Origin of the sequence: Burkholderia sp. S-53 (assembly GCF_025560745.1) — a bacterium.
Classification (GTDB): Bacteria; Pseudomonadota; Gammaproteobacteria; order Burkholderiales; family Burkholderiaceae; genus Burkholderia; species Burkholderia pyrrocinia.
Map to the genome: position 1 here is coordinate 752,025 of NZ_CP090483.1, position 20,755 is coordinate 772,779.

At 69.3% G+C, this 20,755-nt stretch carries 12 protein-coding genes; 3 read left to right on the forward strand and 9 right to left on the reverse strand.

What is annotated here, in order from left to right:
- Positions 1–11 precede the first annotated feature (11 nt).
- From glcF to LXM88_RS08535, 4 genes are all read right to left on the reverse strand, one after another.
- A complete protein-coding gene (gene glcF / locus LXM88_RS08520; protein ID WP_262541052.1) occupies positions 12–1,238 on the reverse strand; it encodes a glycolate oxidase subunit GlcF in 1,227 nt (408 codons plus the stop codon).
- A gap of 285 nt (positions 1,239–1,523) precedes the next feature.
- The gene (glcE, locus tag LXM88_RS08525) at positions 1,524–2,612 is read right to left on the reverse strand and encodes a glycolate oxidase subunit GlcE (protein WP_262541053.1); all 1,089 of its coding nucleotides are present in this window, start codon (positions 2,610–2,612) and stop codon (positions 1,524–1,526) included.
- 184 nt (positions 2,613–2,796) lie between these two features.
- Positions 2,797–4,290 (reverse strand): FAD-linked oxidase C-terminal domain-containing protein, encoded by a 1,494-nt coding sequence (locus LXM88_RS08530; RefSeq protein ID WP_262541054.1) that lies wholly within the window; start codon positions 4,288–4,290, stop codon positions 2,797–2,799.
- Positions 4,291–4,331: 41 nt separating this feature from the next.
- Complete coding sequence (locus tag LXM88_RS08535) at positions 4,332–5,741, reverse strand: FAD-binding oxidoreductase (protein WP_262541055.1); 1,410 nt, start codon at positions 5,739–5,741, stop codon at positions 4,332–4,334.
- Between the two features lie 136 nt (positions 5,742–5,877).
- On the opposite strand from LXM88_RS08535, the gene LXM88_RS08540 reads away from it, so the two are divergent.
- Entirely contained in the window at positions 5,878–6,429 is a 552-nt protein-coding gene (locus LXM88_RS08540; protein WP_262541056.1) for a cob(I)yrinic acid a,c-diamide adenosyltransferase, read from the forward strand.
- A 94-nt stretch (positions 6,430–6,523) separates the two neighbouring features.
- Complete coding sequence (hmpA, locus tag LXM88_RS08545) at positions 6,524–7,732, forward strand: NO-inducible flavohemoprotein (RefSeq protein WP_262541057.1); 1,209 nt, start codon at positions 6,524–6,526, stop codon at positions 7,730–7,732.
- Positions 7,733–7,806: 74 nt separating this feature from the next.
- Here the strand turns inward: hmpA and aroG are convergent, their stop codons facing one another.
- The 4 genes from aroG to LXM88_RS08565 all read right to left on the reverse strand — a co-directional run bounded on the left by aroG (position 7,807) and on the right by LXM88_RS08565 (position 15,959).
- Positions 7,807–8,880 (reverse strand): 3-deoxy-7-phosphoheptulonate synthase AroG, encoded by a 1,074-nt coding sequence (gene aroG / locus LXM88_RS08550; protein WP_262541059.1) that lies wholly within the window; start codon positions 8,878–8,880, stop codon positions 7,807–7,809.
- 445 nt (positions 8,881–9,325) lie between these two features.
- The gene (tldD, locus tag LXM88_RS08555) at positions 9,326–10,792 is read right to left on the reverse strand and encodes a metalloprotease TldD (RefSeq protein ID WP_262541061.1); all 1,467 of its coding nucleotides are present in this window, start codon (positions 10,790–10,792) and stop codon (positions 9,326–9,328) included.
- A gap of 85 nt (positions 10,793–10,877) precedes the next feature.
- The gene (locus tag LXM88_RS08560) at positions 10,878–11,705 is read right to left on the reverse strand and encodes a carbon-nitrogen hydrolase family protein (protein WP_262541062.1); all 828 of its coding nucleotides are present in this window, start codon (positions 11,703–11,705) and stop codon (positions 10,878–10,880) included.
- 51 nt (positions 11,706–11,756) lie between these two features.
- Positions 11,757–15,959, reverse strand: coding sequence for a YhdP family protein (locus LXM88_RS08565; protein ID WP_262541064.1), 4,203 nt, complete (start codon positions 15,957–15,959; stop codon positions 11,757–11,759).
- Between the two features lie 231 nt (positions 15,960–16,190).
- Here LXM88_RS08565 and glnE point away from each other — a divergent pair, with 231 nt between their 5' ends.
- Positions 16,191–18,992 carry a bifunctional [glutamate--ammonia ligase]-adenylyl-L-tyrosine phosphorylase/[glutamate--ammonia-ligase] adenylyltransferase gene (glnE, locus tag LXM88_RS08570; protein ID WP_262541065.1) on the forward strand — a complete coding sequence of 934 codons (2,802 nt, stop codon included), beginning with the start codon at positions 16,191–16,193 and terminating at the stop codon, positions 18,990–18,992.
- 105 nt (positions 18,993–19,097) lie between these two features.
- Here glnE and recN read toward each other — a convergent pair whose 3' ends face one another.
- Positions 19,098–20,747 (reverse strand): DNA repair protein RecN, encoded by a 1,650-nt coding sequence (recN, locus tag LXM88_RS08575; RefSeq protein ID WP_262541066.1) that lies wholly within the window; start codon positions 20,745–20,747, stop codon positions 19,098–19,100.
- Positions 20,748–20,755: the final 8 nt, after the last annotated feature.

Below are 20,755 nucleotides of genomic sequence, written 5' to 3' on the forward strand. Positions count from 1 at the left end.
CGCGGCTCGCGTCAGCCGTACAGCAAATGCTCGACGAGCTGGATCCAGTGCGCGACCGGAATCTGCGTGCCGCTTTGCAGGTGCGCGATGCAGCCGATGTTGCCGGACACGATCATCTGCGGTTCGAGCGCCTGCAGCTTCAGCAGCTTCTGCTTGCGCAACCGGTACGACAGCGACGGCTGCGTCAGCGAATAGGTGCCGGCCGAACCGCAGCACAGATGGCTGTCGGCCGGCAGCCGCACGTCGATGCCGAGCGTCTCGAGCAGGCGCTCGACCTTGCCGCGCGATTGCTGGCCGTGCTGCAGCGTGCACGGCGGGTGGTACGCGACGGTATGGATTGCGCGGCGCCGCGCGATCGTCGCGAGCTCGGCCTCGAACGGGAGCAGCACGTCGGAGATGTCGTGCGTCAACGAGACGATGCGCTGCGCCTTCTCCGCGTAGGCCGGGTCGTCGCGCAGCAGGTGCGCGTATTCGAGCACCGTCGCGCCGCAGCCCGACGCGTTCATCACGATCGCCTCGGCGCCTTGCTCGACATGGGGCCACCACGCGTCGATGTTGCGGCGCGCGTCGTCGAGCGCTTCGTCGTGATAGTTCAGGTGCAGGCGGATCGCGCCGCAGCAGCCCGCGTCGGGCGCGACGACCGTCTCGATGCCGAGCGCGTCGAGCACGCGTGCGGTCGCGATGTTGATGTTCGGCAGCATCGACGGCTGCACGCAGCCGCCGAGCATCAGCATCTTGCGCGTATGCGTGCGGTTCGGCCATTCGAGCAGCCGCGTGCGCGGCGGCACCTTGTCGCGCAGCCGCTTCGGCAGCAGCGGCCGCACGTGCTGGCCGAGCCGCATCACCGGCGAGAACAGCGCGGCGTTCGGCACGAGGCTCGCGAGCAAGCGGCGCACGAGACGCTGTTGCACGGGGCGCCGCACCTGCGCCTCGACGTGCTTGCGGCCGATCTCGACGAGCCGGCCATACTGGACGCCGGACGGGCAGGTCGTCTCGCAACTGCGGCACGTCAGGCAGCGGTCGAGGTGCTGCTGCGTGCTGCGCGTGACGGTCGCGCCTTCGACCATCTGCTTGATCAGGTAGATGCGTCCGCGCGGGCCGTCGAGTTCGTCGCCGAGCAGTTGATAGGTCGGGCAGGTTGCCGTGCAGAACCCGCAATGCACGCACTTGCGCAGGATCGCGTCGGCCTCGTCGCCGTCGGGCGTGTTGCGGATGAAATCGGCGAGGTTCGTTTGCATTTAGGGTCTGTTTACCTATGGAACGCGCATGCGTTGCCACGAGAACGGCCGCTCGCGAGGAGCGTGACGCCGCGAATACTGACGTATTCGCAAGGAGCGCAACGCGGCGAGCGGCCGTTCTCGTGGCAACCCCTAATTAAAAAATTCATTCCACGGGAATGCCCGAAATCGCCCGTATGGCGGCGTCGCTCGTCGCTTGTTTGGCTCGGCCAAACGGCGCTCCTCACTTCTTGCCCTACGAGCGATTTCGGGCATTCGCATGTGCGTTCCATAGGTAAACAGACCCTAAAGATCGGGGTAGAGCCGGCCGCGGTTGAAGATGCGCGCGGGATCGAACGCGGCCTTCAGCCCGCGGTGGATTTTCATCATCGGGGCGGGCAGCGGCGTGAACACGCCCGCGCTGCGGTCGTACGCGTCGCCCGCGCGGAACAGCGTCGCGTGGCCGCCGGCCTGCTTCGCGCTCATGCGCACGGTCTGCGCATCGGCGTCGGTGATCCACCAGCGCTGCGCGCCGCCCCATTCCATCAACTGGGTGCCGGGCAGGTGCATCGGTTCGGTGATCGACGGGAGCGCGAGGCGCCACAGCGCATAGCCGGGCGGGATGCCGTTGAAGAACGGGTCGGTATGCTCGCGCAGGCCGGCCCAGAAGCGCTCGGCTTCGACCGCGTCGACGACTTCGCCGCCGAGCAGCGTCTTCGCGGATTTCACGGCCGCTTCGGCGCCCGACAGGCGCAGCACGAGCGTGCCGTTGCGCCACGCGCTCGCGCTGACGGGCAGCGGATGGCCGCCCCATTCGTTGAGCTTGCGCACTGCGTCGGTCGCGGTCATCTCGAATTTGAGCGTGACTTCGGCGACAGGCATCGGCAGCACCTTGATCGACAGGTCGAGCATCAGCCCGAGCGTGCCGAGCGCACCGGCCATCAGCCGCGACACGTCGTAGCCGGCGACGTTCTTCACGACCTGCCCGCCGAAGCGCAGCATGTCGCCGCGGCCGTTCATCAGCGTGACGCCGAGCACGAAATCGCGCGGTGCGCCGCAGGTGGCGCGGCGCGGGCCTGCCAGGCCCGCCGCGACGCAGCCGCCGACGGTGGCCGCGCGGCCGAAGTGCGGCGGCTCGAACGGCAGCATCTGGCCGCACTCGGCGAGGACGGTTTCAAGCTGCGCGAGCGGCGTGCCCGCGCGGACCGTGACGACGAGTTCGGCCGGGTCGTACGACACGATGCCCTGAAACGCGCGCGTGTCGAGTATTTCGCCCTCGAGCGCCTGGCCGTACCAGTCCTTGGTGCCGCCGCCGCGAATCCGCAGCGGCCGGCCGTCGGCACTGGCCGCGCGGATGCGCTCGGCCCATCCGGCGACGATGTCGTCCTCTTCCATGTTCGGTTGCTGCCTCGATTTGTTGTTCGGTCGATTGTACCGGGGTGGCGCGATTCCACATCGCGACTATCCCTAAGCCCGGTATTGCGGACCGCATGCCCGCGCCGCCGCGCGAACCGGCCGCGCGGGCACGGCGGTACGCCGCCGGCCGGCCGCCGGCCCGGCCGTGCGCCGCGCGCGACGCTCAGAAGCGCGGCAGGTCGGGGTGCGGCAGCAGCCCGCCGCGCACGTGCTGGCGGCCGTACTCGGCGCAGCGCGCGCGGGTCGGGATGCCCTTGTCGGGGTTCAGCAGCCCGGCCGGGTCGAATGCGCGCTTGACCGCGAAGAATGCGTCGCGCTCCTGCGGCGAGAACTGTACGCACATGGAATTGAGCTTCTCGATGCCGACGCCGTGCTCGCCCGTCACGCTGCCGCCGAATTCCACGCAGCATTCGAGGATTTCCGCGCCGAACTCCTCGGCGCGGTGCAGCTCGTCCGGATCGTTCGCGTTGTAGAGGATCAGCGGATGCATGTTGCCGTCGCCCGCATGGAACACGTTGATGCAGCGCAGCCCGTAGCGCGTTTCGAGCTGTTCGATGCGGGCGAGCAGCGGGCCGATCGCGCGGCGCGGCACGGTGCCGTCCATGCAGTAATAGTCGGCGGAAATGCGGCCGGCGGCCGGGAACGCGTTCTTGCGGCCCGACCAGAAGCGCAGCCGCTCGTTTTCGTTGCGCGATACCTGGATGCGTGTCGCGCCGTGCTCGCGCAGCACGGCCGTCATCCGCACGATCTCTTCCGCGACTTCTTCCGGCGTGCCGTCCGATTCGCACAGCAGGATCGCCTTTGCGTCGAGGTCGTAGCCCGCATGCGTGAACGCCTCGACGGCCTGCGTGGCCGGCTTGTCCATCATCTCGAGCCCGGCCGGGATGATGCCCGACGCGATGATCGCCGCGACGGCCTCGCCGCCCTTGACGACGTCGTCGAAGCTCGCCATCACGAGTTGCGCGGTCTGCGGCTTCGGGATCAGCCGCACGGTGACTTCGGTGACGATCGCGAACATCCCTTCGCTGCCGATCATCACGGCGAGCAGGTCGAGGCCAGGCATGTCGAGCGCGAGCGAGCCGAACTCGACGATCTCGCCGTCGATCGTCACCGCGCGCACGCGCATCACGTTGTGCACGGTCAGCCCGTATTTCAGGCAGTGGACGCCGCCGGAATTTTCCGCGACGTTGCCGCCGATCGTGCAGGCGATCTGCGACGACGGATCGGGCGCGTAATACAGGCCGAACGGCGCGGCGGCTTCCGAGATCGCGAGGTTGCGCACGCCGGGCTGCACGGTCGCCGTGCGCGCGTACGGGTCGACTTCGACGATGCGCGTGAAGCGCGCGAGCGACAGCACGACGCCGAGCGCGATCGGCAGCGCGCCGCCCGACAGGCTGGTGCCCGCACCGCGCGGCACGATCGGCACTTCCATGCGGCGGCAGATCTGCACGATCCGCTGCACCTGCGACTCCGTTTCGGGCAGCGCGACCGCGAGCGGCAGGCGGCGGTAGGCGGACAGGCCGTCGCATTCGTACGGCGCCGTGTCTTCGTCGCGGTACAGCAGGCAGTGCGTCGGCAGCACGGCCATCAGGGCCTGCACGACTTCGCGCTGGCGCTGCGCGCGTGCCGCGCTCGACAGTTCGACGGGAGCGTTCATGGGGTCTCCTGCAGCAGGCGGCGCGCCGTCGCGCCGCCGTTTCAGCACGTGAAAATCTTGCCGGGATTCATCAGGTTGCGCGGATCGAGCGCGAGCTTGATCGCGCGCATCGTGTCGATCGCGTTGTCGCCGTGCTCCTTCGGCAGGAACCGCATCTTGTGCAGCCCGACGCCGTGCTCGCCCGTGCAGGTGCCGCCGAGGCGCAGCGCGCGCTCGACGATCCGGTCGTTGATGTGCTCGGCTTCGGCGAGTTCCTCGGGCTTGTCGGGATCGATCAGGATCGCGACGTGGAAATTGCCGTCGCCGACGTGGCCGACGATCGGGCAGGGCAGCGACGACGCGCGCAGGTCGACTTCGGTTTCCTCGACGCACGCGGCGAGTTGCGAGATCGGCACGCAGACGTCGGTCGTCACCGCACGGCAGCCGGGCTTCAATTGCAGCATCGCGAAGTACGCGTTGTGGCGCGCGGCCCAGAGCCGGGTGCGGTCTTCGGGGCGCGTCGCCCATTCGAAGCCCTGGCCGTTATTCTGGCCGGCGAGCGCCTGCACGAGTTCGGCCTGTTCCTTCACGCCGGCTTCGGTGCCGTGGAATTCGAAGAACAGCGTCGGCGCTTCGGTGAGCGTCAGGTTCGAGTGGCGGTTGATCGAGCGCACCGCGAGCGAATCGACGAATTCGACGCGTGCGATCGGCACGCCGATCTGGATCGTCTCGATCACGGTGCGCACCGCGTCGCCCATCGTCGGGAACGTGCAGATCGCGGCCGATACGGCTTCGGGCAGCGGGTGCAGGCGCAGCGTGATCTCGGTGATCACGCCGAGCGTGCCTTCGGAGCCGACGAACAGCCGTGTGAGGTCGTAGCCGGCCGACGACTTGCGGGCGCGCGTGCCGGTTTTCACGACGCGGCCGCCGGCAAGCACCGCGGTCAGGCCGAGCACGTTCTCGCGCATCGTGCCGTAGCGCACGGCGTTGGTTCCCGATGCGCGGGTCGCGGTCATCCCGCCGATGCTGGCGTCGGCGCCCGGGTCGATCGGGAAGAACAGGCCGGTGTCGCGCAGCGCTTCGTTGAGCGCCTTGCGCGTGATGCCCGGTTCGACCGTCACGGTCAGGTCTTCGGCGTTGATCGACAGCACGCGGTTCATTTCCGACAGGTCGAGCGAGATGCCGCCGCGGACCGCGAGCAGGTGGCCTTCGAGCGACGAACCGGCGCCGTACGGGATCAGCGGCACGCTGTAGAGCGAGCACAGCGACACGACTTCGCGCACGTCGTCCGCGCTGTGCGCGAACACGACGGCGTCGGGCAGTTGCGGATCGAACGGCGATTCGTCGCGGCCGTGGTGGGCGCGGACCGCGTCGGCGGTCGACACGCGCTCGCCGAAGGCGGCGCGCAGCGCATCGAGCATGGCGGGGGGCAGCGGGCGGCGCGTGGCGGCCGGCGGGGCGGGGTGATTCACGAATGTCTCCTGACTGCTTGCCGAACTTTCGGTCCATTCTACGCTGTAACACCCGCTGCGAGCCCCGCTGCGGGCTGCGATAATCGTGTTCCAACCCAACGGGCCGCATCGCGGCCGCGCACGAGAGGACATTCGCATGGGACACCGCTTGAGCAAGATCGCGACGCGCACGGGCGACGACGGTACCACCGGTCTCGGCGACGGACGGCGCATCGGCAAGGACGACGCGCGGATCGCGGCGATCGGCGACGTCGACGAACTGAACTCGAACCTCGGCGTGCTGCTCGCCGAGACGCTGCCGGACGACGTGCGTGCGGCGCTCGTCACGATCCAGCACGACCTGTTCGATCTCGGCGGCGAGCTGTGCATTCCCGGCCATGCGGTGCTCGACGACACGCATCTCGCGCGCCTCGACCGGTGGCTCGCCGATTACAACGCGACGCTGCCGCCGCTCAAGGAATTCATCCTGCCGGCCGGCTCGCGCGCGGCGTCGCTCGCGCACGTGTGCCGGACGGTGTGCCGCCGCGCGGAGCGCTCGATCGTCGCGCTCGGCCGCAACGAAACGCTCAACGATGCGCCGCGGCGATACGTGAACCGGCTGTCGGATCTGCTGTTCGTGCTCGCACGCGTGCTGAACCGCGCGGGCGGCGGGGCGGACGTGCTGTGGGAGCGTGGGCGCGCACGCTAGCGCGCCGCCGCGCTTTTGCGCACTGCGACAATTTGCCCGGTGAAGTCGTTTTTTTAAACATGTATCGTATGTGCATGTTTAACGGAGAACGAACATGACCCACATCACCGCTGATCAGATGGCTCGCGTGAAGGCCACTGCCCCCGTCCTCGCCGTGCACGGCGCGACAATCACGAAGCATTTCTACCAGCGCATGTTCGCGCGCCATCCGGAACTGAAAAACCTGTTCAACCAGACGCACCAGAAGACCGGCAGCCAGCCGGAAACGCTCGCGAAGGCGGTTTATGCGTATGCGGCGAACATCGACAATCTCGGCGCACTCGGCGGTGCGGTGTCGCACATCGCGCACAAGCACGCGAGCCTGAACATCCGCCCCGAGCATTACCCGATCGTCGGCGAGAACCTGCTCGCGTCGATCGTCGAGGTGCTCGGCGACGCGGTCGATGCCGACACGCTCGAGGCGTGGCGGGTCGCGTATGGCCAGCTCGCGCAGATCCTGATCGGTGCCGAGGCCGACCTGTACGCGGGCGCTGCCTGGAGCGGCTTCCGTCCGTTCAAGGTGGCGCGCAAGGTGCGCGAGAGCGACGAGATCACGTCGTTCTACCTGACGCCGGCGGACGGCGGCGAAGCGGCGAAGTTCGAGCCGGGCCAGTACGTGACGGTGAAGCGCTTCGTGGGCGACCTCGGGGTCGACCAGCCGCGCCAGTACAGCCTGTCCGACGCGCCGCACGGCAAGTGGCTGCGCATCTCGGTGAAGCGCGAGGTCGGCCAGCCGGAAGCGATCCCGGCCGGCAAGGTGTCGACGCTGATGCATGACGGCGTGGAGGAGGGCGCGATCGTCGAGGTGACCGCGCCGATGGGCGAATTCTCGCTGAAGCGCGGCGTCGATACGCCGGTCGTGCTGATCTCCGGCGGCGTCGGCCTGACGCCGATGGTGTCGATGGCATCGACGCTGGTGTCGGAAGGCAGCAAGCGCGAGGTGCGCTTCGTTCATGCATGCCGTTCGGGCGCGGTGCACGCATTCCGCGACTGGCTGAACGATACGGTGCGCGAGCACGCGAACGTCAAGCGCGCGGTGGTGTACGAACTGGTCGGCCCGAACGATCGCGCTGGCGTCGACCATGACCTCGAAGGGCGCCTCACGCCGGAACGCGTGAAGGAATTCGCGCTGGTGCCGGACGCCGACTACTACATCTGCGGCCCGATCGCGTTCATGAAGGCGCAATGCGATGCGCTCGTCGCGCTCGGCGTCGCGCCGGAGCGCATCAATACGGAAATCTTCGGCTCGGGCGCACTCGAGTGATGCGCTGTCGGATGATCGGCGGCCAATAGAAAAAGCCCGGCGCGAGCCGGGCTTTTTCGTTGCGGTGCAAGCGATCAGTTCCCGCTGCCGCGCGCCACGCGGCGCGCCTTGACCGATTCCGCGAGCCCTTCGAGCACCTTCACGCTGTCCTCCCACGCGATGCACGCATCGGTGATGCTCTGGCCGTAGGTCAGCGGGCAGCCTTCCTTCAGGTCCTGACGGCCTTCGACAAGGTGCGACTCGATCATCACGCCGACGATCCGCTCGTCGCCCGCCGCGATCTGGCGGCCGATGTCCGCGCACACCGGGATCTGGTTCTCGTGCTTCTTCGAGCTGTTCGCGTGGCTTGCGTCGATCATCAGGCGCGCGGCGAGGCCGGCCTTGCCGATGTCCGCGCACGCGGCGTTCACGCTGTCCGCGTCGTAGTTCGGCGTCTTGCCGCCGCGCAGGATCACGTGGCAGTCCTCGTTGCCGGCCGTCGACACGATCGCCGAGTGGCCGCCCTTCGTCACCGACAGGAAATGGTGCGGCTGCGATGCAGCCTTGATCGCGTCGACCGCGATCTTCACGTTGCCGTCGGTGCCGTTCTTGAAACCGACCGGGCACGACAGCCCCGACGCGAGCTCGCGGTGCACCTGCGACTCGGTCGTGCGCGCGCCGATCGCGCCCCACGAGATCAGGTCGGCGATGTACTGCGGGCTGATCATGTCGAGGTATTCGGTCGCGGCCGGCAGCCCCATCTCGTTGATCTGCAGCAGCAGCTCGCGCGCGGTGCGCAGCCCTTCGTTGATCTTGAAGCTGTTGTCGAGGTGCGGATCGTTGATGAGCCCCTTCCAGCCGACCGTCGTGCGCGGCTTCTCGAAGTACACGCGCATCACGATTTCCAATTCGCCCTTGAGGCGCTCGCGCTCCTTCACGAGCCGGCCCGCGTATTCGATCGCCGCCTTCGTATCGTGGATCGAGCACGGCCCGACCACGACGATCAGCCGGTCGTCCATCCCGTGCAGGATGCGGTGCATCGACTCGCGCGAGTTGTAGATCAGCTCGGACGCGGCTTCGGAGCACGCGAATTCGCGGATCAGGTGGGCGGGCGGCGTCAGTTCCTTGAGTTCGCGAATGCGGACGTCGTCGGTATTGTGCGGGGGCATGCTGTTTCTCCTATGTCGACCGGAGTTAGCGCTTTAGCGGTTACTCCGGTCCCATGCAAAGCGGTTGAGGGCGCCGTTCGGTCAATGCGCGTGCGGCAGATTCATCAATTCAAGCGATTCAGTGGTTTCGGTCGGGGCCGCGGGACCGCTGCGGCGGCGACCGGGTGGCGAAGGGCGAAAAAAAACCGCCGGGTTCGCCGGCGGTTTTTTCGGGAATTTCGGTTGCGCTTTACGCGCCATCAACCCTCTCGATCCGCCAGCGGTCTGAGATGCCAAAAAAAATAAAAGTAAAACTTGGCAGACATGACGGGGATTCGGTTCGTCAAAAAAGTTGATTCGGAATTTATACCCCGTCGCCGAGCGGCTGGCAACCGGGAAACGTCGAAAATGCGGACAATCCGCGCGTTTTCTTCAAAATGCGCGGATTGTCTGCGCCGCGATGCGGTTATGCCGTACCGCCGACCGTCATCTTGTCGATCCGCAGGGTCGGCTGGCCGACGCCGACCGGTACGCTCTGGCCTTCCTTGCCGCACACGCCGACACCCGTGTCGAGCGACATGTCGTTGCCGATCATGCTCACGTACTTCAGCGACTCGGGGCCGCTGCCGATCAGCGTCGCGCCCTTCACCGGGTAGGTGATCTTGCCGTTCTCGATCATGTACGCCTCGGACGCCGAGAACACGAACTTGCCGTTCGTGATGTCGACCTGGCCGCCGCCGAAGTTCACCGCGTACAGGCCGTTCTTCACCGACGCGATGATTTCCTGCGGATCCTTGTCGCCGTTCAGCATGTACGTGTTCGTCATGCGCGGCATCGGCAGCGCTGCATACGACTCGCGCCGCGCGTTGCCCGTGACCGGCATCTTCATCAGGCGCGCGTTCAGCGTGTCCTGGATGTAGCCCTTCAGGATGCCGTCCTCGATCAGCGTCGTGCACTGCGTCGGGTTGCCTTCGTCGTCGATGTTCAGCGACCCGCGGCGGTTCGGCAGCGTGCCGTCGTCGACGACGGTCACGCCCTTGGCTGCGACCTGTTCGCCGATCCGGCCCGCGAATGCCGACGAGCCCTTGCGGTTGAAGTCGCCTTCGAGGCCGTGGCCGATCGCCTCGTGCAGCAGCACGCCCGGCCAGCCCGGCCCGAGCACGACCGTCATCGCGCCGGCCGGCGCGGGGCGTGCGTCGAGGTTGACGAGCGCCGCGTGCACGGCGTCGTCGACGTAGCGCGACAGCACTTCATCGGTGAAGTAGCCGTAGTCGAAGCGGCCGCCGCCGCCGCCGGAGCCGATTTCGCGGCGACCGTTCTGTTCGGCGATGACGGTAACCGACACGCGCACGAGCGGGCGGATGTCGGCCGCGAGCGCGCCGTCGCTGCGCGCGACGAGCACGACGTCGTATTCGCCCGCGAGGCCCGCCATCACCTGCGTGATGCGCGGGTCGCGCCCGCGTGCCATCTGCTCGATGCGCTCGAGCAGTTTGACCTTGGCCGTCGCGTCGAGCGACGCGAGCGGATCGGACGGCAGGTACAGGTCGCGGCCCGAGATGCCCTTCAGCGACGTCGCCGCCTTGATCTTCTGCCGGCCGCCGCCGGCTGCCGCGATCGCCTTGGTGGCCGCGGCCGCCTGCGCGATCGCTTCGGGCGACAGGTCGTCCGAGTATGCGAACGCGGTGCGGTCGCCCGCGACCGCGCGCACGCCGACGCCCTGGTCGATGCTGAAGCTGCCCGACTTGACGATGCCTTCCTCGAGGCTCCACGCTTCGCTGCGGGTCGCCTGGAAGTACAGGTCCGCGTAGTCGACGCGATGCGTGAAGATGTCGGCGATCGTGCGCGTGAGCAGGCTTTCGTCGAGGCCGTACGGCGTGAGCAGGATGTCCTTCGCCAGCGCGAGGTTGCGGATGCCGGGTTCGATGATGTTCATGCGGATATCGGGGTTTCTCAAAAAGTTGTCGGGTGCTTCTGGGCAGATGGGTTGGCCGCGCGGCGTTTCAAGCGGGGCATCGGATTCAGGTCAGCACGCGGTGCCGCCACGCGGGCAGGCTCTGGCGCACGTCGGCGATGCGCTGCGGATCGATTCCGCCGAGCACGACGCTTGCGCCCACGTCGCGGACCGCGACGATCTCGCCCCACGGGTCGATCAGCATGCTGTGGCCCCAGGTGCGCCGGCCGTTCTCGTGCTTGCCGCCCTGCGCGGCCGCGAGCACGTAGCACTGGTTCTCGACGGCCCGCGCGCGCAGCAGCGTTTCCCAGTGCGCGCGGCCCGTCGTATACGTAAACGCCGACGGTACGACGATCAGCATGCAGTCGCCCATCCTGCGATACAGCTCGGGAAAGCGCAGATCGTAACAGACCGACAGGCCGACCCGCCCGAACGGCGCGTCGAACGCGACGACCGTATCGCCCGCGCGGATCGTGCGCGCCTCGTCGAACGACTCGTCGCCTTTCTCGAAGTTGAACAGGTGGATCTTGTCGTAGCGCGCGGCCTCGTTGCCGGACGGATCGAACACGAGCGTCGTGTTCAGCACGCGATCGGGCTCCGGCGCCTTCAGCGGCAGCGTGCCGCCGATCACCCAGATGCCGTGGCGGCGCGCGGCGTCCGCGAGGAAGCGCTGGATCGGGCCGTCCTGGTAGGGTTCGGCGAGCGCGAGCTTGTCGGTATCGCGGTGGCCCATGAAGCAGAAATACTCGGGCAGCAGCACGAGCTGCGCGCCTTCGCCGGCCGCTTCCGCGATCAGGCGGCGGGCTTCGGCGAGATTGCGCGCGACGTCCGGCGTGCTCACCATCTGCAGCGCGGCGACCCGGAAGGGCGTGGCGGAACGGGTGTGGTCGGTCATCGCGGGATCGATTGCGTCATAAATGGGGTGCGGCCCGGCAGCGCGCGGCACTCAGTGGCTCGTCGCATCGGCCGGACCGTGATTCATCTTACCCTGATCGCCCCGCACCCGCTCGATGTGCGGGTGCGCCCACGAACCCGTGATCGCGTAGTCGAGCGCGAACGCGTGCGACAGCGTTTCCGACAGCGCGTAGTTCGCGGCCAGCACGCCGACGCCGAGCAGCGGATTGATGATCGCGGCCGCGATCGCCGCCGTGCCGGCACCGATCTTCGGCGCGACGTGCGCGTGCAGATCCTGCGTCTCGGTGCCGAGGTCGACCGCGCCGCGCACCGTCACGTTCGCGGGCGCGGTCGTCATCGAGAAGTCGTCGGTGCGCGCGATGCCGTTCGAGATCCGGCCGGTGCCCGTGATCTTGTCGAACGGCAGCCCCGTGCCGACCACGTCGCGGAAATTCAGCGTCAGGAAGCGCGCGAGGCTTTGCAGGCTCAGCACGCCAAGGAGTTTCGCCGCGCCCGGATCGACTTTCAGGATCTGCCCGTGTTCGAGGTCGACTGCAACCTGGCCGCCGAGCGACGGGAAGTCGACCGCGGTCGGGCCGCCGCGCCAGCCGACCTTGCCCGTTACCGTGCCGTGTCCGTCCGCGAGCGTGCGCGGCAGGCCGACGCGGTCGAGCAGCGCGCCCGCGTTGTCGATGTCGAGCTTGAAGTCGAACACGGAGCGGCGCGGCGCGTCGTTTTCGTCGACGCCGCGGGCGAGCGCGCGGCGCGACGTGCGCCAGTTGCCGGTCGCCGTCAGTTTCGCGGCCGGGTTCGACAGTTCCAGCTTGTCGAGCTGCCACACGGGCGTGCCTTCTTCGTCGATATTGCGCGCATTGACGACGAGGCGGCCGATGTCGTGGTTGCGCGCGACGACCTGGTCGACGATCAGGTCGACCGACGGTATCGGGCGGTCGGTCGGCGTCGGCAGGTTCATCGCGCGGCCGACCAGGTCGTGCTGCGCGCTGTCCGGAATCACGAGCTTCGCGAGCCGCGCGTTCAGTACGCCCGCGCCGTTGTGGCCGCCGCCCGGCGCCCACGACAGGTAGCCCGACACCTGGTTCGACGCGATGTTCGCCTGCCACAGCTCGTCGACGTGCGACGCGCCGACGATCACGTTTTCCCAGTTGCGCTTGAGCAGCTTCAGCGTGCCGAAGTGGAGCGCGAAGCGCTTCGGCGCGAAACTCGCGAGATCGACGCGCGACGGCGCCTGAGGCTCCGGCGCGCGCGGCGTGTCGGACTTCAGCGTGCGAGCGAGCGCGAGCCACGCGTCGGCATCGAGTTCGCCGACGTCGACGGCCGCGCTCACGCCTTCCTGCGGCATGTCGGGCATCCGGTGGACGCCCATCGCGCCGCGCACCGCGCGCAGCGGCTGGCCGCGCGTCGCGTCGAGCAGGTAGGTCGCCGTCACGGGGCCGAGCGTCAGGTCGGCGTGTTCGAGACGCTTGCCGTCGGTCTGCGGGGCCGGCTGCAGCGTGAAGCTGAACGGCATCGGCGTGCCGGCCGCCTTCGCGAACGGCGCCGGGAAGTTCAGCGCGACGCCCGTCAGGTCGGAGCGCGCGGTGACGTCGGGCAGGCGGCCCGGCGCGCCGCGTACGGCGACCTTGTACGGCGCGTCGCCGACCACGTGCTCGAGCAGCGCGGCGGCCGCGCCGTGCAGGTTCAGGCCGCGCGCGGCGTCGAGCGCGAGCCGGCCGTCGACGTCCACCGCGTACGGGCCGTGCGACTGGAAGTTGCCGTTCGCGCGCACCGGGCCGCCGAGGAAGCGCCCCGACAGCTCGTGCAGCGACGCGCCGGCCTCGGTGAACCGGACGCTGCCGCGCAGCGCGGACAACGGCGGCACGCCGCTGGTCGACAGCGTGTTGCCGCCGAACGCGAGCGCGCCTTCGATGTGCGTGTGCGGATGCGGGACGTGCTGCGGAATCGTGATCTTGAGCGCGAGCGAGGCAGGCCCCTGCGCGTCGATCCGCTGGCCGACATGCCCGCTCATCGTGCCGAGCGAGCTGTTGTCCGCGTAGTCGATCAGGTCGGCGAGCGGGCCCTGCGCATGGCCGTCGATGACGAGCGGCGAGTGGGACGGATTGCCGAGATCGTCGATGCGGCCCGCGACCTTGGTCAACGCGACGCGCTTGTAGTGCGCGCGCTCGATGTCGAAGCGCAGCTTGTTCTGCGCGAGCTCGAACACGCCGTCGATGCCGTCGAGCGCCGGCCAGACGCTCGGCGTCCCGTTCGCGAGCTTGCGCGGCGGATACGGCGTCGGTTCGAAGCGGCCGCCGGTGAACGGCGCGACGATGTGGAACACGCCGGCGTCCGGCTCGTGTTCGAACGGGAATTTCTCGAGCGGACCGCGCGCGACGATCGACGCGCCCCTGGTCACCTTGCCGTCCTGCAGCGCGTGGCCGAGATAGGTGCGCAGGTGCTCGGACATCCCGGTCGGCAGGTAGCGCGGAATGCGCGCCACCGACGCGCGTGCGAACTCGGCGCGCAGGTCGAGCGTGCCGCGGCCGTGGCCGGGGTTCGTGTACGAGCCCGACACCGCGATTTCGGCATCGGGGTTCACGACCAGCAGGTCGGGCAAGCTCACGTCGACACGCGCGTGCTTGTCGCCGGGCACCGGCGTGATTGCCCATTTGGCGTTGCCGCGCAGCCGGTCGAACGTCAGGCGCGGCTCGTCGAACTCGCCGGGCACCGTGACAGCCGCGTTGACCGTATCGAATTTCGCGGTGCCGCCGGTTTCGTTCGCGTCGACGCGGCCCCACAGGTTCTCGATGCCGGGCCAGCCCGCGCGCGGGTGGCCGCGCGGGGACAGGCCGGGCGGCGGCTCCTGCGCGGCGACGCTGATGCCCTGAAGATCGGCGAGGAAGCGATAGCGGACGATCGGCGCGGCGCCGGTACGGCGCTCCTCTTCCGCGAGGTCGGCCCGCGCCGGTTTCGCGCGCTCGACCTCGATGTGATAGTTCGACACCATCCCGCGCGGGTCGAGCTTGATCAGCTCGTTGCGCAGGTGCGCCGGCAGCGGCAGGCCGCGGATGAATTCGCTGAGGATGCCGAGATCGACGCGGTCGCCGGCGACGCTGATCAGTTGCCCCTGGCTGGCCGTCGGCACGCGGTAGCGGGCCGTCAGCGTCGACAGCGCGAGCGAGCGGGCGAGCGGCGTGCCGTCGTCGAGCGGCGGCTGGCCGAGTTCCGCGTGGAAGCGCGACAGGTGCAGCGTGTAGTCGTGCCCCGTGTCCATCGCCATGTCCCAGCCGAACTCGACCGCAGGCACGTCGAGCCGCGGCTGCGTCGGCCGCACGCGCAGCGCGACGTCGGCGCCCTGCAGGTCGCCGCCCGCCGAGCGCAGCCGGCCGTCGCGGAAGGTCGCCCAGATCGCGTTGTCGATCCGGCCTGCATGGATCGTGAGCGGGATGTCGAGATAACGGCCGAGCGTCTGCAGATCGACGGGGCCGGTCGACAGGTACGCGTCGCCGGTCCAGTTCGACGGCTTGCCGATCGGCGCGAGCGCCTTGTGCGTGAAGCGCGCGCGGAAATCGAGCGGACCGAGCAGCAGCGTGCCGTTCGCGGGCGCCTGCAGCGCGGCCCGGTGCACGCGGCCGTTGTTGAGCACCGCGATCCGGATGCCCGACAGCACGAGCTCCGGCGCGTCGTGCTGCCCATCGCGCCAGCGCAGCGTGCCGCCGCGCAGCACGATCGCTTCCTGCTTCAGCAGCCACGTGCCGAACGTGTCGTTGCCGCCGTGGGTGGTCGTTGCGACGCCGACACCCGCGACGCTCAGCGAGCCGTCGGGCGCGCGCGCGACGACGAGGTCGGGCTCGTCGACGATCAGGCTCGACAGCGCGGGCGACAGCCGCAGCAGCGACATCCACGACAGCGCGGCCGTTGCGTGCGGTACCGACAGCGCGACCTTGCCGTCACGGCCGCGGATCGTCAGGTTCGTGAGTTCGACGCCCGGCTGCATGCCGGACCAGTTCGGGGAAAGCCTGCCGATCGAAAGCTGCGCGTGAAGCTTGTCGGACACGAGGCGCTCGATGCGCGGGCGGTATTCGTCGATGCGGGGCAGCAGCACGTAGCGCAGCCCGAGGAACGCGCCGGCCGCAACGAAGTAGGTGCCGATCCCGACTGCCAGCGTCACCTTGAACACGCGACGCAGGACCGGATGATCGTGCTTCGGAGGTCCCGCTTCGGGCGCAGCTACGGCGGATTCCTGACGGTCGGACATGCGGCGGAAGGGCGACGATATGGTAGTTTTGCAGATTGACGTTGAAATGTATCACACGGGTTCGTGCCGGCGGCCGTTGCGGCAGCACGGCACGGGCTTTCCGGCGCGCGGTGTCGCGGCGGACGCACGCGCGTCCCGCGATGCCGCGCCGAGTCCATGGGGCCGGTCGGCAGCGGGGCGCGCACGCGTTTGCCTGCTGCCTGCCGGCCTTACCGCCAGGCCCGCTTCTCGATGACCGACGCTTCCGCCCTGATCAGCACGTCCTATTCCCGTTATATCGCGCGCGCGGCCGCCGCGCGGCCCGCGCTGGCCGAGCAGGTCGCCGCGTGGGCCGCCGCGCCGCTCGCCCGCGCGCAGCTCGATGCACGCCTCACCGAACTGCTCGCGATGCCGGACGGCGCGGGGGCGCCGTCCGAGGAGCAACTCAAGCGCGCGCTGCGGCAGCTGCGTGCCGAGGCGTTCGGCGCGGTTGCGGAGCGCGACCTGCGCGGGCTGGCGGACGTCGCCGAGGTGACGGGCGCGATGACCGATCTCGCCGAGGTGGCCGTGCAGCGCTCGCTTGCGCTGCTGTCGGCCGAGCTCGAGGCGCTGTACGGCGAGCCGCGCGGTGCCGACGGCCAGCGCGTCGTGCTCGGCGTGGTCGGGATGGGCAAGCTCGGCGGCCGCGAGCTGAACGTGTCGTCGGACATCGACCTGATCTTCGTGTACGAGGACGACGGCGAGACGACCGGCGGCGCGCGCGCGCCGCTGTCCACGCAGGAATACTTCACGCGGCTCGGCCGGCGCCTGATCGGCGTGCTGTCCGAGGTCACGGCCGACGGCTACGTGTTTCGCGTCGACATGCGGCTGCGCCCGAACGGCGATTCGGGGCCGCTCGTGTGCAGCCTCGGGATGCTCGAGGAATATTTCTACGTGCAGGGGCGCGAGTGGGAGCGCTATGCATGGATCAAGGGGCGGCTCGTGTCGGAAGGCGACAGCGACGCGGCGCAGCGGCTGGAGTCGCAGCTCGAGTCGATCGTCAAGCCGTTCGTGTACCGCCGCTATCTCGATTTCGGCGTGATCGGCGCGATCCGTTCGCTGCACCAGCAGATCCGGCAGGAAGCCGCGCGCCGCGCGTCGATGCGGCCCGACAAGGCCGACGACATCAAGCTCGGCCGCGGCGGGATCCGCGAGATCGAGTTCAGCGCGCAGGTGTTCCAGTTGATCCGCGGCGGCCAGGACGCGGAGTTCCGCGTGCGGCCGACGCTCGCGGTGCTGCGCCATGCGCAGGCACGCGGGCTGATCGGCGAGGACGTGCGCGCGCGCCTGACCGACGCTTACAACTTCCTGCGCACGCTCGAGCACCGGCTGCAGTACCGCAACGACGCGCAGACGCACGCGATGCCGGTCGAGCCCGACGAACGCGCGGCGCTGGCCGCGTCGCTCGGCTTTGCCGACTATGCGGCGCTGATGACGGTGCTGGACGAGTACCGGAACTTCGTCGAGGCGCAGTTCGACCAGATCTTCGCCGACAAGGTGAACGGCGCGCCCTGCGGCGCGGGCGAAGAGACGGCCGCCGCGTGGATCTGGAGCGGCGCGCTTGCCGACGACGGCGAGGACGACGCGCTCGCGGCCCGCCTCGACGGCCTCGGCTTCGCCGATCCGGCGGCCGTGCTCGCGCGGCTGCGCGCGGTCTGGCAATCGTCGCGCTACACGGGCCTGCCGGAAAAGAGCCGGCACCGCTTCGACCGCGTCGCGCAGCGCGCGCTGGAGGCCGCGCCGCGGATCGACGCCGCGCGCCGCGACGACACGATCGTGCGCCTGTTCGACCTGCTCGAGACGGTCAGCCGGCGCGGCGTCTATCTCGCGCTGCTGACCGAATATCCGGCCGCGCTCGACCGCGTGCTGTCGGTGCTCGGCGCGACGCGCTGGGGCGGCGGCTACCTGATCCGCCACCCGCAGCTGCTCGACGAACTGCTCGACGACGAGGCGATCGCGAGCCCGTTCGACTGGCCCGCGTTCAAGGACGCGCTGCGCGCGCGTCTCGCGGCGGCCGACGGCCCCGAGCAGCAGATGGACCTGCTGCGGCATGCGCAGCACGCCGAGGTGTTCCGGATCCTGCTGATCGATCTCGCCGGGCAATTGTCGGTCGAGCATGTGAGCGACCGGCTGTCCGAGCTGGCCGACGCGGTGCTCGACGTGACGATCGAAGTCGTCTGGTCGCAGCTCGCGAAGCGCCATCGCGACGTGCCGAAATTCGCGGTGATCGCGTACGGCAAGCTGGGCGGCAAGGAGCTCGGCTATGCATCGGATCTCGACCTGATCTTCCTGTACGACGACCCCGACGAGCGCTCGGCGGACGTCTACACGACCTTCACGCGGCGGCTCATCACGTGGCTCACGACGGCGACCGGCGCGGGTGCGCTGTTCGACATCGACCTGCGGCTGCGGCCGAACGGCGAGGCCGGGCTGCTCGTCACCGATCTCGACGCGTTCCGCCGCTACCAGCTGCGCGAGGGCGACGCCGCGAACACCGCGTGGGTGTGGGAGCACCAGGCGCTGACGCGCGCCCGCTACAGCGCGGGCGACGCGCAGATCGGCGCGGACTTCGAGGCGATCCGCCAGCAGGTGCTGACGACGCCGCGCGACGGCGGCGTGCTCGCGAAGGAGATCGTCGACATGCGCGGCAAGGTGTTTGCCGGCCACCCGAACCAGACCGAGCTGTTCGACCTGAAGCACGATCGCGGCGGGATGGTCGACATCGAGTTCATCGTCCAGTACTGGGTGCTGCTGCACGCGTCGAGCGACGCCGAGCTGATCCGCAACACGGGCAACATCGCGCTGTTGCGCGAGGTCGCGCGCTTCGGGCTGATGGGCGAGGACGAGGCCGAACGCGTCGGCGCGGCCTACCGCAAGTACCGGAAGCTGCAGCACAAACTGCGGCTCGACGGGATGGAGAAGGCGCGCGTCGATCCGGCCGTGGTGGCCGACGAGCGGGCGGCCGTGACGGCGCTGTGGGAGCGGGTGTTCGGGACGGTTGAAACGGGCGTTTGAACGACGGCGGGGCGGGTTGCGGGCGCTTCGTCTACGGGCGCGCCGCCGTGAAGGCCGAACGGTGCGAACCCGTTCGGCGTGGCCGGGACAGCATCACGGCCGCGCTCAGGCCGCGAGCATTTCCTTCGCGTGCTTGCGCGTCGTCGCCGTGATCTCGAGCCCGCCGAGCATCCGTGCGACTTCCTCGATCCGGTTGGCGCGGTCGAGTGCGACGACCGTCGACACCGTGCCGCCGCGGTCGTCGGCGCCTTTCGCGACCTGGAAGTGGTGGTCGCCGCGCGCGGCGACCTGCGGCAGGTGCGTCACGCACAGCACCTGGCGGTCGCGCCCGAGCTGGTGCAGCAGGCGGCCGACCACTTCGGCGACGCCGCCGCCGATCCCCGTATCGACTTCGTCGAAGATCAGCGTCGGCGTCGGGCTCGCCGCGCTCGCGATCACGGCGAGCGCGAGGCTGATCCGCGCGAGCTCGCCGCCCGACGCGACTTTTCCGAGCGGCCGCAGCGGCACGCCGGGGTGCCCGGCGACCCGGAACTCGACCTGCTCGAGCCCGTGCGGGCCGCCGTCGGCGAGCGGCACGAGCGCGACTTCGAAACTTCCGCCCGCCATCGACAGTTCCTGCATGCCGGCCGTGACGGCCGTGCCCAGCGCCTTGGCGGCCTGCGCGCGTGCCTTCGACAGGTGTTTCGCGTCGGCGAGATAGGCTTCCCGCGCCTTGGCCTGCACCGCCTCGAGCGCGCCGAGATCGGCGGCCGCGTCGAGCGCGGCGAGCTGTGCACGGCGGGCCGCGTGTTCTTCGTGCAGCGTGTCCGGCGGCAGCCGGAACTTGCGGGCGGTCGAGTGCAGCGCATCGAGGCGCGTTTCGACCTGCGCGAGCCGCTCGGGATCGAGATCGACGCGCTGCGCATAGTGCGACAGCGAATAGACGGCTTCCTGCAGCTGGATCTCGGCCGGTTCGAGCGACGCGAGCGCGTCGCCGAGCGCGGTGTCGTAGTCGGCTAGGCTGCGCAGCTTCGACACGATCGCGCCGAGCTGCGCGAGCATCGCGTCGTCGGACTCGGACAGCGCGTTGAGCGCGCCGCGCACACCTTCGATCAGGTTCGCCGAATGCGACAGGCGCTTGTGCTCGTTGCTGACTTCGTCCCATTCGCCGGCTTGCGGCGCGAGCTTGTCGAGCTCGGCGAGCTGCCACGCGAGCTTTTCGCGTTCGAGCTGCAGCTCGCGCTCGTGCGCCTTCGCGGCGTCGATCGCCTGCGTCGCGTCGCGCCAGACGCGCCACGCGCGCGCGACGTTCGCGGCATCGGCGACGAGCCCCGCGTGCGTGTCGAACAGCTCGCGCTGCGCATCGGGCCGCATCAGCAACTGGTGCGCGTGCTGGCCGTGAATGTCGACGAGCATTTCGCCGAGTTCGCGCAGTTGCGCGAGCGTCGCGCTGGTGCCGTTGATGAACGCGCGCGACCGGCCGTTCGCGTCGATCACGCGGCGCAGCATCACGGTGTCCTCGGCGTCGAACGCGTGTTCGTCGAGCCAGCGCGCGACGCGGTCGTGCGGCGTGAATTCGGCCGTGATGTCGGCGCGGCCGCAGCCGGTGCGCACGACGCTCGCGTCGGCACGTTCGCCGAGCGCGAGGGCGAGGGCGTCGATCAGGATCGATTTCCCGGCGCCGGTTTCACCGGAAAAGACGGAAAAGCCGCTGTCGAATTCGAGATCGAGCGCGGCCACGATGACGAAGTCGCGGATCGAGAGGTGGCGGAGCATGGTGTCGG

Coding starts and splice junctions, on each gene's coding strand:
- glcF (WP_262541052.1), bottom strand. CDS start 1,238: ATGCAAACGAACCTCGCCGATTTCATCCGCAACACGCCCGACGGCGAC.
- glcE (WP_262541053.1), bottom strand. CDS start 2,612: ATGGAAGAGGACGACATCGTCGCCGGATGGGCCGAGCGCATCCGCGCG.
- LXM88_RS08530 (WP_262541054.1), bottom strand. CDS start 4,290: ATGAACGCTCCCGTCGAACTGTCGAGCGCGGCACGCGCGCAGCGCCAG.
- LXM88_RS08540 (WP_262541056.1), top strand. CDS start 5,878: ATGGGACACCGCTTGAGCAAGATCGCGACGCGCACGGGCGACGACGGT.
- hmpA (WP_262541057.1), top strand. CDS start 6,524: ATGACCCACATCACCGCTGATCAGATGGCTCGCGTGAAGGCCACTGCC.
- aroG (WP_262541059.1), bottom strand. CDS start 8,880: ATGCCCCCGCACAATACCGACGACGTCCGCATTCGCGAACTCAAGGAA.
- tldD (WP_262541061.1), bottom strand. CDS start 10,792: ATGAACATCATCGAACCCGGCATCCGCAACCTCGCGCTGGCGAAGGAC.
- LXM88_RS08560 (WP_262541062.1), bottom strand. CDS start 11,705: ATGACCGACCACACCCGTTCCGCCACGCCCTTCCGGGTCGCCGCGCTG.
- LXM88_RS08565 (WP_262541064.1), bottom strand. CDS start 15,959: ATGTCCGACCGTCAGGAATCCGCCGTAGCTGCGCCCGAAGCGGGACCT.
- glnE (WP_262541065.1), top strand. CDS start 16,191: ATGACCGACGCTTCCGCCCTGATCAGCACGTCCTATTCCCGTTATATC.
- recN (WP_262541066.1), bottom strand. CDS start 20,747: ATGCTCCGCCACCTCTCGATCCGCGACTTCGTCATCGTGGCCGCGCTC.